Source organism: Leeuwenhoekiella sp. A16, from assembly GCF_047946675.1.
In the GTDB taxonomy this organism is placed as follows: domain Bacteria; phylum Bacteroidota; class Bacteroidia; order Flavobacteriales; family Flavobacteriaceae; genus Leeuwenhoekiella.
The window spans coordinates 1,597,035-1,611,775 of record NZ_CP172313.1 but is presented as its reverse complement, the minus strand read 5'-3'; the positions used below and the strand labels follow the sequence as shown (position 1 = coordinate 1,611,775).

The window sequence follows — 14,741 nt, the reverse complement described above, 5'->3', positions numbered from 1 at the left end:
CTTAAAAATACACATGCAAAACAATAAAAAGCCCTTTCTTAGGGTAAAAGATAATGCGGTTACAAAGGAGGTTTTTGACCTTATTTATAATACTGAACTTGATTTGTTAGAAACATACCCGCAACCTAATACCAATGAATTAAATCGTTATTACGAGAGCGAGGATTATATTTCACATACAGATTCTAAAAAGGGTTTAGTAGACAGAATTTATCAAATTGCTAAAACATACATGTTGAAAAAGAAGTTTACATTCATAAAGGAATATAAAACTTCTGGTCTTCTATTAGATATTGGTGCTGGCACGGGTGATTTTATAGAAGAAGCAAAAAATCAAGGTTTTTCTGGAATGGGAGTAGAACCTAGTGAAAAGGCTCGAAAAATTGCATTTGCTAAAAAAATTGATCTTAAAGAAAATCTTACCCAGGCAACAGGAAAATATGATGTAATCACAATGTGGCATGTATTAGAACATGTGCCTGATTATCGTGAGCAAATTAAATGGCTCGATGTGAATTTAAAGAAAGATGGTTTACTATGCATTGCTGTTCCCAACTTCAAATCGTACGATGCTAAAAATTACAAGGATAAATGGGCCGCTTATGATGTGCCCCGACATCTTTATCATTTTTCACAAAAAGCTATAGCGAGTGTTTTTGCAGAGAGGGGCTTCACAATAGTAAAACAACAACCTCTAATTCTCGACTCTTTCTACGTAAGTATTATGTCAGAAAAATATAAAGGATCAAAATTCTCATTTCTTAGAGGAATTTATACGGGATTATTCTCAAATCTTTCAGCAAGAAAAAATTCTGAATATTCTTCAATACTTTATATACTTCAGAGGAGTAAAAGCGATTTTTAGTCCATTTAAGAAGGTTTTGTATGGTTTAAGGCGGATTCCTGCTCTTTTGCTTTAAACAAGTCTTAAAACAAGTATTTAAGCGTCAAAAATTATAAAATACTTCTATTGTATTTATAAATCTAATTGCTTTAATCTATTTATATTAAAATATGGTCATTTCCTGATACTATTCAAGTATCTTATTACTTTTGCAGAAATTTAAACTTAATTATGAAAAAAGCAGTTGTATTAGTTTTTGTAGCAATTTTCGCATTTAGCTGTCAGAAACAAAAAACAGGTTTTGTAAACACAGAAAAAATTGTAAAGGATTATACCGAGATGAGCGCTGCTCAGGATAAGTATACTAAACTTAACGATGAGATGATGGGTGATCTTGAGCGCAAGGCTCAGGCTTATCAAATTAAAGTAGATCTTTATCAAAAGAATGTGTCTACTATGGGTAATGCAGAACGTGAGAAGACAGAACAGGAGCTAATGGGTCTGCGTCAGGAACTTCAGCAGGAACAGCAAACACGTAGCCGTCAATTACAGCAGGAAAGCCAATCTGCAATAGATACCATTATTAAAAAAGTGAAAGATCACGTTAAAGAATATGGTAAAAATAATGGCTATGATTACATCTACGGTCAAAATGAGGCTGGTAGCGTTCTTTATGGTAAGGAAGAAAATGATCTTACAGAAAAGGTCTTAAAAGAACTGAATGATAGTTTTAAGCCAGATACAACTAAAGCTTAATACACTTTATAACAGTCAATATTAAAAAGCCTCTAAATGAGGCTTTTTTTATTTCTTAGCGTGAAGTAATCGTGTAAGTTTAATAGATAGATCTGTAAGCACGATCTTAGCATTACCATTACGCTCAATATGATATGATGCGTCCTGAAGTTCTTGTATAATATCAAGAATATTATTCCCGTGAATAAAAGGGGCAAACTTAGCAAGATCAAATTGGGTTGTAGGTTCCAGATAAACCAGACTGTCTGCTTTATAATTTAAAAGCATTGCTTGTCTAAAGAAATCCTCACAGTATTTTAAAAAGCTTTTTTGAGTTTCGCGACCTAAAACTGCAATAGAATCACTCCATGAAATAAGATCAATAACAGCCTTTTTATTACCTCTAGCCTTAAAAGCTGTGCGTACCCAGGAAACAAACCATGTTTCAAACTGTTCTTCTTGCCCATCCTTTTGTAAAATGTGCAGGGCTGTAGTGTAATCACCATTAGCCTGATGTGCAATTTTTTGTGCAAGATTTGGCTCACAACCATGATCTTTTATAAGGGCATTTTGCATGGCAGATTCTCCCAAAGGAGGAAATTGAAGCACCTGGCAGCGAGATTTTATGGTGTCTATTATCTGGTCATCATTTTCTGCAAGAAGAATAAAAACCGTTTTATTGGGAGGTTCCTCTATTAGTTTTAGCAGTTTGTTAGAAGCAGCAATATTCATTTTATCTGCCATCCAGATTATCATTACTTTAAAACCACCTTCGTATGACTTTAAAGAAAGTGACTTCACGATATCCAGCGCTTCATCTACACCTATCTGTCCTTGTTTTTTTTCTATACCTATATGTTGATGCCAATCGTATAAATTTCCATAAGGTGTAGACGCGACAAATTCTCGCCATTCTTTTGCAAAATGGGCAGAGACAGGGTGACTCTTTATTTTATCTGTAGTAGCAACAGGGTAGGCAAAATGAATATCGGGATGAGAGAGGTTCTCAAACTTTAAATTACATGCTGCATTTTCACCAGAATTTTCACCGTTTTTGTTAGCACATACCAGATATTGCGCATAAGCAATAGCCATAGGCAAAACTCCACTTCCAGAGGGGCCAACAAACAGCTGGGCATGAGCAATACGACCTCTGTCTACACTTGCGGTTAGGTGTTTTTTAATAAATTCCTGACCAATTATATCCTTGAATAACACGTGCCAAATATAATAGAATTGTGACGGAATGTTTCGGGCTATCTGTTATATTTGTTACCATAAAATCGGCAAAAACCAATAAAATATCGGCTTTAAAGCCCAAAAATCAAACACATAATTTAGATGAAAACTATAGACGACTTCAATTTTGAGAATCAACGAGCTTTAATACGCGTAGACTTTAATGTGCCTTTAGATGAAAATCACAAAGTGACAGACGCTACACGTATAGAAGCAGCTAAACCTACTATTCTTAAAATCTTAGAAGACGGTGGCTCTGCTGTGTTAATGTCTCACCTGGGCAGACCAAAAGGGAAAGAGGCTGAGTTTTCACTAAAGCATATTGTGAATACGGTTTCAGAGATTATAGGTGTGCAGGTGAAATTTGTAGATGACTGCATAGGAGAAGAGGCTCAGGAAGCTGCAAAGAACCTTGAACCTGGTACTATTTTATTACTTGAGAACCTGAGATATTATAAAGAAGAAACAGCTGGAGATAAGGTCTTTGCAGAGAAATTATCTAAAATGGGTGATATTTTTGTAAATGACGCATTTGGTACTGCTCACAGAGCTCATGCTTCAACCACAATAGTTGCAGAATTTTTTCCTGAAAAAAAATGCTTTGGCTATCTGCTTGCTCAGGAAATAGAAAGTCTTGATAAGGTTATGAATTCTACAGAAAAACCGGTTCTTGCTATTTTAGGCGGAGCAAAGGTTTCTTCTAAAATTACGATTATAGAAAACATTCTTGGTAAAGTAGATGATCTTATCATAGGTGGCGGTATGGCATATACTTTTATTAAAGCCAAAGGTGGTAAAGTGGGAGGTTCTATATGTGAAGATGATAAACAAGAGCTTGCTTTAGAGATTTTAAAGAAAGCTGAAGAAAAAAATGTCACTGTGCATTTGCCGGTTGATGTGATCGCTGCAGATAGTTTTTCAGAATATGCTAATACGCAGGTTGAAGACATCTACGAAATAGCAGATGGTTGGCAGGGACTGGATGCAGGACCAAAATCTCTTGAGAATTTCTCTGAAGTAGTAGCAAAAAGTAAGATCATTTTATGGAATGGACCTTTAGGCGTTTTTGAAATGGAACCTTTTGCAAAAGGTACAATAGCCCTGGGTAATGCCATTGCAGACGCTACAAAAAAAGGAGCTTTTTCTCTAGTGGGAGGTGGCGATAGTGTTGCTGCTGTAAAACAATTTGGGTTTGAAAATAAAGTAAGTTATGTTTCAACCGGAGGTGGTGCTATGCTTGAAATGCTTGAAGGCAAATCACTTCCTGGTATTGCTGCAATAGAAGAATAATAAATATTTACGCGGTTTAACAGCTTCAGTTTTTAATTTCGATTAAATTATACGACTTTAGCGTTTACTCCGTTTGTGAATATTATGACAAAAAATCTAACTTTTTTCTTATTTATAACTTGTATCCTATCCTGTGCATTGACAAATGCTCAGGATAGTTTGTTTATAAAAAAAGCAAGTGAAGAAAGAAACATCATACAAGCTGATACTTTAACAGCTATAGACACCTTATCTGCAAGTAAATATGAACTTGATCTTACTGTAAAACTCGTTAAAGAGCTTGAGGGTGATTCACTTTTACTAAAGTATAATCTCAAAGACAATGCTTACGCTGCAGAAATAGATTCTTTATGGTTGTATGAATTAACTAATGGTGAGCTTTTTGATTCTATAACTAATATAATTGACAGCATAGATTACAGCAATGTAGAATTTGCAGAATTACCTACTGATACTTTAAAGAAACGCCTTGCTCTTCTTGATGCTAAAACGCCTTTTAATGTAGAGTATAATTCTTCTCTGGAGAGCGTTATTAAAATGTACCTCAAAAGACATCGTCCTACAATGGAGCGTCTTATGGGCCTAAGTAGTTTTTATTTCCCAAGTTTTGAAGAGACGCTTGATAAATATGATATGCCTCTTGAGCTTAAATACCTGGCAATTGTAGAGTCGGCATTACGTCCCAGAGCTAAATCAAGAGTTGGAGCTACAGGTTTATGGCAGTTTATGTTTAGCACCGGTAAGCTTTATGATCTTGAAGTAAGTTCTTATGTTGATGAACGTATGGATCCTGTTTTATCAACAGAAGCAGCATGTAAATACCTGTCAAAACTATATGAAATGTTTGGTGACTGGGATTTGGCTTTGGCATCTTATAATTCAGGACCGGGTAATGTAGCAAAAGCGATTCGGCGTAGTGGCGGGCACAAAAATTATTGGAATATAAGGCATTATCTGCCACGTGAAACAGCGGGATATGTACCAGCTTTTCTAGCGACAATGTATATTTTTGAATATGCGGCTGAGCACGGTTATCACCCTCAAAAACCCGATTTTAACTATTTTGAGACCGATACTGTAAAAGTTAAGCAACTCATTACGCTTGATGAGATTGCTAATTATACAAACACGCCTCTTGAAGAAATACAGTTTTTGAATCCTGCCTACAAATTGGATATTATACCGTTTGTAGAAGACAGGAATTATGCACTTAGATTACCGGTAAGAGCGATAGGTAAATTTGTTTCAAATGAGGAGGCGATTTACGCTACTGCGAAAAAGGAACTTGAACGGGCAGAGAAAACTTTGCCTCAGTATATTGAATCTGATTCGCGTATAACTTACCGCGTTAGAAGCGGAGATTATTTAGGTAAAATTGCATCACGATATGGGGTAGGTATTTCACAAATAAAAAGATGGAACAATCTGCGTTCTAATAATCTTCATATCGGGCAGCGATTACTCATATATCCATCAAAACCAGTAGCTTCGGTAAGTGCAAAATCTTCTCTCAAAAGCACGATCAAGAGGGGCAGCAAGACCTACATTGTGCAACAGGGAGACTCTTTATGGAAGATCGCACAAAAATTTCCGGGCGTAAGCCCTACAAATTTGAAAGTTTGGAACGATATTAGTGGTAGCAAGCTCAAACCCGGTATGAAGCTTGTGGTTTCTAACTAACAAAAACTTTCTTTTACCATGCGAAAACTAATTTTGGCTCTATTTGCAGTCACAATTCTCTCTTGTAACGATAAACCCAGTGAGCGTGTTGTCTCGCAATCTTCGGGAGGTTTAAATACACTCACAGTAGTTATGAATAATGATCTTTGGCAAGGATCTATTGGTGAAAACATTCGTGAAAAACTTGCGGGACCTGTAAATGGCTTACCGCAAATTGAACCAATGTTTGACATCAATCAAATGCCAGATGATGCATTTAGTGGGTTTATGCGCAAACAGCGTACATTTTTAAAAGTAGAACAGTCTGATTCTACTAAAATCCAAGTGGTAGAGGATCTTTATGCGAAGCCGCAGACAGGAATTATTATTTCCGGGCCTAATAGCGACGCGATCAATAATATAATTCAAAAGGATAGCGCGACTATCGTAAACACGCTTAAAGAGGTTGAAATCAAGGAAAAAATAAGAAGAATTAGTCTTTCGCTAAAAGATGATGAGCAAATTCAGAAGCAATTTGGTATTTCTCTTAAATTCCCATCGGCATATCGATATGCAAAAACAGATGATAATTTTTTCTGGATACGTAAGGATGTTCCTAACGGAGATATGAATATCACTATTTATGAAGTTCCTTTTGATGTTATTGATAAAGACACAAATACTATAGGCGCTCTTATTAAAATGCGCGACTCTATAGGCGGAGATAATATAACCGTTGATGAAGGAGCGCGATTTATAACTGAAGAAGCTTTTGCACCTTACTTAAAAGAAAGTACTATAGCAGGTAAGCCGGCGTATGAGACTAAAGGTATGTGGGACGTAAAGAATAAATTTATGGCAGGTCCTTTTGTGAATTATGCCATAAAAGATGAGAAGAACAATCGCTATTTGGTACTTGAGGGCTTTGTATTTAAACCTTCAGCCAGCAAAAGAGATAATATGTTTGAACTTGAATCTATATTGAAATCTGTAAAATTCTTAAAGTAGCAGATTTTTACAAAAAGGCATTAAAAAAACCCGTGATATTTACATCACGGGTTTTTTATTTAAGATTTATTCTCTTCTATTTTTTCTTCTCTAGGCTTCTCATCTTCTTTTGAGGCGTCTTTAAACTCCTTAATTCCGCTGCCTAAACCACGCATCATTTCCGGTATTTTTTTACCTCCAAAAAGCAGCAAAACTATAACGACTATAAGTCCTATTTGCCAGGGTCCAATAACTCCTAAAAATATTGCCAATGCATTCATAATTCAAATTTTAGATTGTAAAGATAATAAGAAATAGATAGACAGAACGTTTTCTTATGAAACTTTAGTACTTAGCAAACCCCTTTTAAATTTTATATTTGCTTATTGCTTACGCGTATGGTTAAGAAAAAAGAAAAAAAAGAGCTTAAAAAAAAGCTTTTACACAAGTATAGACTGGTAATTCTAAATGAAGACACCTTTGAAGAACGGGTTTCGTTCAAGCTTACCAGGCTCAATGTTTTTATACTCGTAGGCATATCAAGCATAGTACTTATTGGGTTAACCACAATACTTATCGCCTATACTCCGCTTAGAGAGTACATTCCCGGGTATTCTTCTGCCGCATTAAAACAGCAGGCTACAGAGCTTATGTTTAAAACAGATTCACTTAAGCAGACTCTTGATGTAAATGAGCAATATTATGCGAGCATTCGCAAGGTACTTACCGGTGATGTACAGACTGTAGATTTTAACAGAGACTCTCTGGTGGTGGAAAAAGAAGAAAATTTTGGCGAAGTTAATCTCGATCCTTCCCGCGAAGATTCTATTTTACGTGAAGAAGTAGCAAGAGAAGATCGCTATAATGTTTTTGAACCCGCATCTGCTAACATTAATTTTTCTCTTTTTCCGCCTGTAAAAGGTAGTATTACAGAAGGATACAATGTTGATAAGAAACATTATGCCGTAGATGTTGTGGTGCCAAAAGATCAACCTATCAAAGCAGCAGCAGACGGCACCGTGATATTTGCAGAGTGGACGACCGAGACTGGTAATGTAATAATTTTAGAACACGGCAACAATTTGATCACAGTATACAAACACAATTCATCGTTAAACAAAGAGCAGGGCGATCTTGTAAAAGCAGGAGAAGTAATCTCTACGGCCGGCTCGACAGGTGAATATACAACAGGACCTCATCTTCATTTTGAATTATGGAGTGGTGGTTACCCTGTAGATCCTACTAACTATATAGATTTTGAATAACATATGTCTTTAAAAACCTTTGGCGCAAAAATATTCGCTCAATATGTGGTAAAATCGACTAAAAAGTGGTCAAAATCGCCTGAAGAAACTCAGCTCAGGGTTTTTCAAAATTTGATACAAACTGCTAAAAATACAGAGTTTGGGAAAGATCATAATTTTGAAAACATCAATTCGCCATCAGATTTTGCTAAGCAAGTTCCTGTAAGAGATTATGAGGGACTTAAAAGTTATATTGATAAAATAGTTGAAGGCAAAAGCGATATCACCTGGCCGGGAAAACCTATTTATTTTGCCAAAACATCAGGGACTACTTCCGGGTCAAAATACATTCCGCTTACTAAAGAATCTATGCCTATGCATCCGGCTGCTGCACGTGATGCAATTCTACATTACATTGCAGAGACCGGTAATACGCAATTTGTAGATGGTAAAATGATCTTTTTACAGGGAAGTCCGGTTTTAAAAGAACAAAACGGAATACAAACAGGCAGACTTTCTGGTATTGTGGCGCATTACGTGCCCGGCTATTTACAAAAGAACCGCATGCCAAGCTGGGAAACTAACTGCATTGATGACTGGGAAACTAAAGTAGACGCTATCGTTGAAGAAACGCTAAAAGAAGATATGACCGTGATAAGCGGTATACCTTCATGGGTGCAAATGTATTTTGAGCGTTTAGTGGCAAAAACCGGTCAAAAGGTGGGTAAAACCTTCCCAAATTTTAATCTTTTTATCTATGGCGGAGTTAACTATGAGCCTTATCGTAAAAAGTTTGAGAATCTCATGGGCAGGTCTGTAGACAGTATAGAATTATACCCCGCCAGTGAGGGCTTTTTTGCTTACCAGCATAAGCAAAATAGCAAAGGGATGTTGTTGCTTTTAAATTCGGGGATCTTCTATGAGTTTATAAAGGCAGAAGAATTTTTTAATGAGAATCCGCAGCGATTAACAATTGGCGAGGTAGAACTAGATGTGAATTACGTGATGATCATTTCTACTAACGCCGGGTTGTGGGCATACAATGTGGGAGACACGGTTATGTTTACAAGCAAAGACCCCTACTGCGTTGTCGTTACCGGCAGAATTAAACATTTTATATCTGCTTTTGGCGAGCACGTGATTGGCAAAGAAGTAGAAGAGGCATTATCGCAGGCTGCAAAAGAAAGCGATGCACAGATAAGTGAATTTACTGTCGCGCCACAAACAGACCCAGAGCAGGGTTTGCCTTACCATGAGTGGTTTATTGAGTTTGAAAAAGAACCCGCAGATATGGACGCTTTCGCGAAAGCGATAGACGTATCACTCCAGCAGCAAAACTCATATTACAAAGATTTAATAACAGGAAAAGTACTTACCCAATTAATTATTAAACCTGTGCCTTCAGGCAGCTTTAATGCATACATGAAATCACAAGGAAAGTTAGGTGGTCAAAATAAATTACCCCGACTCTCAAACGATAGAAAAATAGCAAATGCGTTACATAAGCTACATTTTTAATTAGGTATATTTGAACCCTATGAGCATAAGTAATCAAGGCGGAAGAACCCGCGCGCAAGAAAGTTCTAGCGCAATAGAGCGTATGTATATCACCATGCGCCATTTATTTAATAGAGGATTTTACAAACCCATGGGCGTTTCTGGAGAGACGTTGCGAGAGGCTTTATTGATTTTAAGGCCAGAAATATATGGAGCAATTGCAGAAGAAAAAGTAGAACTTAATGGTCTTTTGTATGTTATAGACAGATTACCAGAAGGTATAGAAGAGTGTCGTTATATTAATCTTACAAGCGATGAGGGCTATAAAGATTCACATTTTAAACCCATTGTGCCGCCTAAAAGACGCAGAAACTGCTATCGCATAGATGAGGAGCAGATGAATATTGAGATAACTCGAGGAAGATCTGAGATTTATGACATCCTTACGCATCTTACTTTTCTTTTTATAGAGTCACACAAGATCATGCGTCGTGTGATCATCAATGAAGATGGCAGCACAACACGCGATTGGAAAAAGCTTGAAAAAGCTGTAAGGGCAGAAGAAGAGCTTTCACAAACTGAGCGCGAAATTGCATTAACACATACAGCAAATATTTTAGGCAGAACCTTTCATGAGGTGACAACTATTTATGGCGCTTTTGCAACTCCTAAGAACAGTAAGCGTTTTCTGCGTTTAGTGTACTGGTTAGGTAAACGAGCAATTGAAGAAACTGTAGAAAATGATAAACGCATTGTTACTTTCTCACCTGTCCTTCGTGAGAGATTAGGGCACCATATTCATGGCGAGGTATGGGCAAATAATATAAAGTCTGTACTACAAAAGAACAATCTGCTACAAAGACCGCTGCATATCATAAGTGCAAATATGCACAGCGTTATGAATACGCTTTATGCACCGGTTGCTCTTACCAAAGAGAAAGAGAAGAAGAGTAGCATTGAGATTTACGAAATGCTTAGCGACTCGGCCAGCGGTAAATTGCGTACCAGAGTAGAAAAAACAGCGCTTCAACATGGGATGATCTTCTTGCCAGATTTTAGCGGGACTAATATTGATGTACAAATATTTGATACTGCTAAACTCGACACAACTAAAAATAATTTCTGTAAACAAGAATATGAAGCGGGCAAAGAACCGGTTATTGTTGTGATGGATTATGCTTTTGGTGAGCAGGCATATGAAACCATGGAAGAACTTTTGAAGCCTTATGAGATCGATAAGCAAACCGTTTATCTGGATGTAGAATCTATTTCTATCATGGGTAAAGCAGGTATTCTTGAAGGCGGAAAAGGAGATATTATGATTCCAAAAGCGCATTTATTTGAGGGAACTGCAGATAACTATCCCTTTAAGAATGAGTTACAAAAAGAATTTCTAGAAGGCAGTGGGATTTCAGTTTTTGAAGGTGCTATGATCACAGTATTAGGAACCTCTCTTCAGAATAGGGACATTTTGAGATTTTTCTACGAAAGCACGTGGAATGTTATAGGACTTGAAATGGAGGGTGCACACTACCAGAAAGCCATTCAGGCTGCAGCCAAATTACGTGGAAATATAAGTGATAAAGTTAAAGTAAGATATGCGTATTATGCGTCTGATAATCCGCTGGAAACAGGAAGTACTTTAGCTTCTGGCGGATTAGGAACCACAGGTGTTAAACCTACGTATCTTATTACAGAAAAGATTTTAGAACAAATTTTTCAATAATGGCAGACCAGGATAACCAGGACATTGACCTAAGAGTGCTTTACAGAAAAACAAGAGGTTACTTTAAAAAACTTGCTGTTCTACTGTTTAGAGCCATGGCTTTTCTTACCAGAAATTATCTGGTTTTAGTCGGGCTGTTAGTTGTAGGGTTAGTTCTGGGTTATCTTTTACAAACAGTTACCAGTAACAAGAGAGAGGCAGAAATAATTGTACACGCAAATGTAGAAAGTGTAACATATCTCTATGACGCGGTTAATCTGCTTGAGCTTAAAATCAAAGAGAGAGACACCGTTTTTCTCAATGATCTGGGCATTTCTATAAAGGGAAGAAATAAGCTGAAATCTATTGATATTAGCCCCATTATCAATATAAGAGATATACTTGAGAAATATCGCTCATATAGCGATAATCAAAGCGTGCTGCTTCTGGAGAATGTAGAATCTAAAGAATCTTTTTTTGAATCTAAAAACTTCCTGTGGGATTATGAGCTTCACACGATCAAATTAAAATTATCTAATGAAGCTACAGATGACGTTATAGATAGCATTCTTAGTTTTTTAGAAAACAATTCCTATTTACAAAGCAGGAGAGAGGTTTTTCGAGAGAACTTAAATAATCAATTAGCAGAAAATACATTTTCACTGAAACAACTAGATAGTCTGCTAGTTAATTCTAATAAAGCTTTAATAAGCAACAAAGGAGAGGCTAGCCAGGTAACTATTAATGGAGGAGAGGGTATAGAACTTGGTAATATTTTGCAGGCTAAAACTAACCTGCTTGATGCTAATTCACAGATAGAACAAGAATTATTAATGCTCGATAAGTTGGTACACGTAATCAATAAACCAGTGATTGTAGAGCATAAAACAGTGATGGATCACGAGATGATATGGTTACCTATACTTTTCATCTTTCTTTTTATGCTCTTGCACCTAATTAAAAAGTTCTACTTTAAACTGAAGAAAATTGCTGAAAGCAGCGCTTCTATGCACTAAATACAGCTTCATAAAGAGCTATATGTTCTGTTGCCATTTTCTTTAAACTATATTCTTGTGACCTGGAATAGCATCTCGTTGCCATTTTCTCATAATAAGCTTTCTCATTCTTTAACTTTAAAATGATAGACGCAAGTTCCTGCGCATTTCCCTTTTCAAACAAGATTCCGGTATTTCCTACAAGTTCAGCGAGGCCGGAGACATTAGAAGCTACAACTGGTTTTTGAGAAGCCATCCCTTCTAGTACCGCTAGAGGAAAAGCTTCATAGTGAGAAGATAATACGACCACATCTGCCATAGCGAGAAGAGCAGGTATATCTTCTTGATTGCCCAGAAAAAATGTATTCTTAGCAGCGCCTATTTCAAGCGCGTATTTCTCGCAAGGAATTCGGTTTTGACCATCACCCGCAAAAACTATTTTAAACTCCGCAGGAAGCAATTTAGCAGCCTCTATAACTGTTTTTTGATCTTTCGCCGGCCTAAAACTTGATGCCTGAACAATTACAAAGTCGGTGTCGCACAATCCTAATTCACTTCTATTCATAGGCAGGGCATTACTAAACTTACTTAAATTTATTCCATTAGTAATGGTTACAAGATTGTTACTTTCATTTTTTAAATGATTATGAAGAGAGTCTTCCACCTGTTGTGACACACAAATCACGTTGTCAATTTGGCTATATATAAACCTGTCGACCATTCGGAAAAACCAATTTGATCTTTTTTTAATGATGACACTATGTTCGGTATAGATCAATTTTGTGTTAGAACCGCTGACAAATTTGGCAAGAGCAACCCAGTACAGTGATGGAATTAAGTGAATATGAATAATATCATAATCTTTTAAATAGGGTATGATTTTAAATATGAGAAGAGGGTTGTAAATTTCTGAAGCATTTAAAGAGAATATTTGGCAATGAGAAGACGCAGCGAGTTCTTTAGTAAGAGATGTTTCAACAGCATTGAGCAAAAGAAGGTCACTTGGAATATTTTGATCATTTAAAAACGGAAGAAGATCAACAACCAATCTTTCGGCACCGCCTATTTGCAGGCTGTTAATTATGTGCAAAATCCTCATGAGATAAATTCATTTTAAAAGAGTAATTTTTATTGAACTCTAAGCTGCAAACATACTGCTCTTGGTGCTTTTATGTATATTACCGCACCTTAAATGGGTACAGAAACCTTTATGTCAACAAAGTTAAACAGCCCTACACAACGCTTACTTAAAAACAAGGATACGCTGCGAAGTATAAAGGCTCTTGTACTTAGAGTTATGGGAGTAGGATTGTTATTTATTACTACAATTTACCTGACTAACTTTTTTCCGGTTGCAATTGTAGGTGAATATGAATTTACACGGGCTATCTTACTGTTTTTAGGTAGTGTAGTGCTCATTGGGACAGATCAATCAATTTTATATTATGGGGGTTACTTAAAGGCCAAAAATGCAATTAATGAATTATTCCCTGTATACAGAAAGATGGTTTTGGCTCTCTTGGCAATAAGTATTGGCTTTTTTCTGCTTTTTTTAATAATTCCTAAATCGCTTTATTCTTATGTATTTGAAGACAATACATCTTTCAGCATTATGCGAAAAGTAGGAGCGATTCTTTTCTTTTATGCCCTCACATTACTTAATACCGAATACTACAGAGCATTAGATAAATTATATTTATCAGAACTCTTTAGAGGTCTGGTTAAATATGCACCTTTTGCTTTGGGTGTTTTAGCGCTTAATTATTTCGAAATGCACCGTTATTTAATAGATGTTTTTCTATTAGGATTTTTTGTTCTTGCTATAATTAGTACGATTATAGTTCTGGCCAAAAAGAGGGAGCAGCGTAAAACGCAATTACCAGAATTAAGTTTAAAAAATATAATTAAACAGTCATACCCTATGGCTATAAGTTCGTTGGGCTTCTTTCTGCTCTTAAGTATAGATGTGCTTTTTCTTAAAAGATATTCAGATTTTCAAAACATTGCATATTATGCCGTAGCCATTAAAATCATTTTTGTGCTCTCATTAATTCTTAACGGAGTAAACGCCTCAATTGCTCCTAAAATCGCCGAATTATATAGTAAAAACGACCAAAAAGCTCTAAAATCGTTGTTGCGATCAAATGCGCGGCTTATATTTTTTCTTTCTCTGCCTGTTATTTTAATACTCATCTTTTTCCCTGCATATTTGCTGGGTCTTTTTGGTAAAGAATATATTGCAGCAAAAGATGCGTTGTATTTTTTATTGGCTGGGCATTTTGCAAGTACTATTTTTGGCTCGGTGGCTGTATATTTAAATATGACAGGAAAACAGCGGCTTTTTCAGAATATCCTTTTGCTTACAGTTCTATTAAATCTAATATTGAACTGGCTTCTAATACCAACTTATGGAATTAACGGGGCGGCAATAGCTTCTTCTGCAGCTGTTATTTTTTGGAATTGTATAGCAGCTGTTATGATTTATAAGGCAGATGGTGTAAAACTGTTCGTTCGCTAATACTTATACCTAAGGTGGTAATCAAATC

At 36.3% G+C, this 14,741-nt stretch carries 13 protein-coding genes; 10 read left to right on the top strand and 3 right to left on the bottom strand.

The annotated features are described in order from the left end of the window. Positions 1 to 13 precede the first annotated feature (13 nt). Together ACH3O9_RS06890 and ACH3O9_RS06885 are read left to right on the top strand one after the other, a co-directional pair. Positions 14 to 865 (top strand): class I SAM-dependent methyltransferase, encoded by an 852-nt coding sequence (locus ACH3O9_RS06890; protein WP_416445625.1) that lies wholly within the window; start codon positions 14 to 16, stop codon positions 863 to 865. A 210-nt stretch (positions 866 to 1,075) separates the two neighbouring features. Further along, the gene (locus ACH3O9_RS06885; protein ID WP_416445623.1) at positions 1,076 to 1,600 is read left to right on the top strand and encodes an OmpH family outer membrane protein; all 525 of its coding nucleotides are present in this window, start codon (positions 1,076 to 1,078) and stop codon (positions 1,598 to 1,600) included. A gap of 48 nt (positions 1,601 to 1,648) precedes the next feature. Here ACH3O9_RS06885 and ACH3O9_RS06880 read toward each other — a convergent pair whose 3' ends face one another. Next, the gene (locus tag ACH3O9_RS06880; RefSeq protein WP_416445621.1) at positions 1,649 to 2,797 is read right to left on the bottom strand and encodes an ATP-binding protein; all 1,149 of its coding nucleotides are present in this window, start codon (positions 2,795 to 2,797) and stop codon (positions 1,649 to 1,651) included. Between the two features lie 123 nt (positions 2,798 to 2,920). Between ACH3O9_RS06880 and ACH3O9_RS06875 the strand changes: the two genes are divergently transcribed. From ACH3O9_RS06875 to ACH3O9_RS06865, 3 genes are all read left to right on the top strand, one after another. Then, positions 2,921 to 4,108, top strand: coding sequence for a phosphoglycerate kinase (locus tag ACH3O9_RS06875; protein ID WP_416445619.1), 1,188 nt, complete (start codon positions 2,921 to 2,923; stop codon positions 4,106 to 4,108). 84 nt (positions 4,109 to 4,192) lie between these two features. Continuing rightward, positions 4,193 to 5,788: a LysM peptidoglycan-binding domain-containing protein gene (locus ACH3O9_RS06870; RefSeq protein WP_416445617.1), complete on the top strand. Its 1,596-nt coding sequence runs from the start codon at positions 4,193 to 4,195 to the stop codon at positions 5,786 to 5,788. Between the two features lie 18 nt (positions 5,789 to 5,806). Then, a complete protein-coding gene (locus ACH3O9_RS06865; protein WP_416445615.1) occupies positions 5,807 to 6,775 on the top strand; it encodes a DUF4837 family protein in 969 nt (322 codons plus the stop codon). 59 nt (positions 6,776 to 6,834) lie between these two features. On the opposite strand, the gene ACH3O9_RS06860 is transcribed toward ACH3O9_RS06865, so the two are convergent. Beyond that, a complete protein-coding gene (locus ACH3O9_RS06860; protein ID WP_416445613.1) occupies positions 6,835 to 7,035 on the bottom strand; it encodes a Sec-independent protein translocase subunit TatA/TatB in 201 nt (66 codons plus the stop codon). Between the two features lie 117 nt (positions 7,036 to 7,152). Here ACH3O9_RS06860 and ACH3O9_RS06855 point away from each other — a divergent pair, with 117 nt between their 5' ends. Genes ACH3O9_RS06855 through ACH3O9_RS06840 form a run of 4 tightly spaced genes read left to right on the top strand, consistent with a single transcriptional unit; the run spans position 7,153 to position 12,216 of the window. Then, entirely contained in the window at positions 7,153 to 8,019 is an 867-nt protein-coding gene (locus ACH3O9_RS06855) for a M23 family metallopeptidase (RefSeq protein ID WP_416445611.1), read from the top strand. A gap of 3 nt (positions 8,020 to 8,022) precedes the next feature. Next, positions 8,023 to 9,516 carry a GH3 auxin-responsive promoter family protein gene (locus ACH3O9_RS06850; RefSeq protein ID WP_416445609.1) on the top strand — a complete coding sequence of 498 codons (1,494 nt, stop codon included), beginning with the start codon at positions 8,023 to 8,025 and terminating at the stop codon, positions 9,514 to 9,516. A gap of 19 nt (positions 9,517 to 9,535) precedes the next feature. Next, positions 9,536 to 11,221, top strand: coding sequence for a DUF6909 family protein (locus ACH3O9_RS06845; protein WP_416445607.1), 1,686 nt, complete (start codon positions 9,536 to 9,538; stop codon positions 11,219 to 11,221). Further along, positions 11,221 to 12,216, top strand: coding sequence for a hypothetical protein (locus ACH3O9_RS06840; RefSeq protein ID WP_416445605.1), 996 nt, complete (start codon positions 11,221 to 11,223; stop codon positions 12,214 to 12,216). The genes ACH3O9_RS06845 and ACH3O9_RS06840 overlap by 1 nt, the downstream gene beginning before the upstream one ends. On the opposite strand, the gene ACH3O9_RS06835 is transcribed toward ACH3O9_RS06840, so the two are convergent. Continuing rightward, entirely contained in the window at positions 12,206 to 13,294 is a 1,089-nt protein-coding gene (locus ACH3O9_RS06835) for a glycosyltransferase (protein WP_416445603.1), read from the bottom strand. The two genes, ACH3O9_RS06840 and ACH3O9_RS06835, sit on opposite strands and share 11 nt — an antisense overlap. 111 nt (positions 13,295 to 13,405) lie before the next feature. Between ACH3O9_RS06835 and ACH3O9_RS06830 the strand changes: the two genes are divergently transcribed. After that, positions 13,406 to 14,713 carry an MATE family efflux transporter gene (locus tag ACH3O9_RS06830; protein ID WP_416445601.1) on the top strand — a complete coding sequence of 436 codons (1,308 nt, stop codon included), beginning with the start codon at positions 13,406 to 13,408 and terminating at the stop codon, positions 14,711 to 14,713. Positions 14,714 to 14,741: the final 28 nt, after the last annotated feature.

Coding starts and splice junctions, on each gene's coding strand:
- ACH3O9_RS06830 (WP_416445601.1), top strand. CDS start 13,406: ATGTCAACAAAGTTAAACAGCCCTACACAACGCTTACTTAAAAACAAG.
- ACH3O9_RS06855 (WP_416445611.1), top strand. CDS start 7,153: ATGGTTAAGAAAAAAGAAAAAAAAGAGCTTAAAAAAAAGCTTTTACAC.
- ACH3O9_RS06840 (WP_416445605.1), top strand. CDS start 11,221: ATGGCAGACCAGGATAACCAGGACATTGACCTAAGAGTGCTTTACAGA.
- ACH3O9_RS06870 (WP_416445617.1), top strand. CDS start 4,193: ATGACAAAAAATCTAACTTTTTTCTTATTTATAACTTGTATCCTATCC.
- ACH3O9_RS06835 (WP_416445603.1), bottom strand. CDS start 13,294: ATGAGGATTTTGCACATAATTAACAGCCTGCAAATAGGCGGTGCCGAA.
- ACH3O9_RS06875 (WP_416445619.1), top strand. CDS start 2,921: ATGAAAACTATAGACGACTTCAATTTTGAGAATCAACGAGCTTTAATA.
- ACH3O9_RS06850 (WP_416445609.1), top strand. CDS start 8,023: ATGTCTTTAAAAACCTTTGGCGCAAAAATATTCGCTCAATATGTGGTA.
- ACH3O9_RS06845 (WP_416445607.1), top strand. CDS start 9,536: ATGAGCATAAGTAATCAAGGCGGAAGAACCCGCGCGCAAGAAAGTTCT.
- ACH3O9_RS06865 (WP_416445615.1), top strand. CDS start 5,807: ATGCGAAAACTAATTTTGGCTCTATTTGCAGTCACAATTCTCTCTTGT.
- ACH3O9_RS06890 (WP_416445625.1), top strand. CDS start 14: ATGCAAAACAATAAAAAGCCCTTTCTTAGGGTAAAAGATAATGCGGTT.
- ACH3O9_RS06860 (WP_416445613.1), bottom strand. CDS start 7,035: ATGAATGCATTGGCAATATTTTTAGGAGTTATTGGACCCTGGCAAATA.
- ACH3O9_RS06885 (WP_416445623.1), top strand. CDS start 1,076: ATGAAAAAAGCAGTTGTATTAGTTTTTGTAGCAATTTTCGCATTTAGC.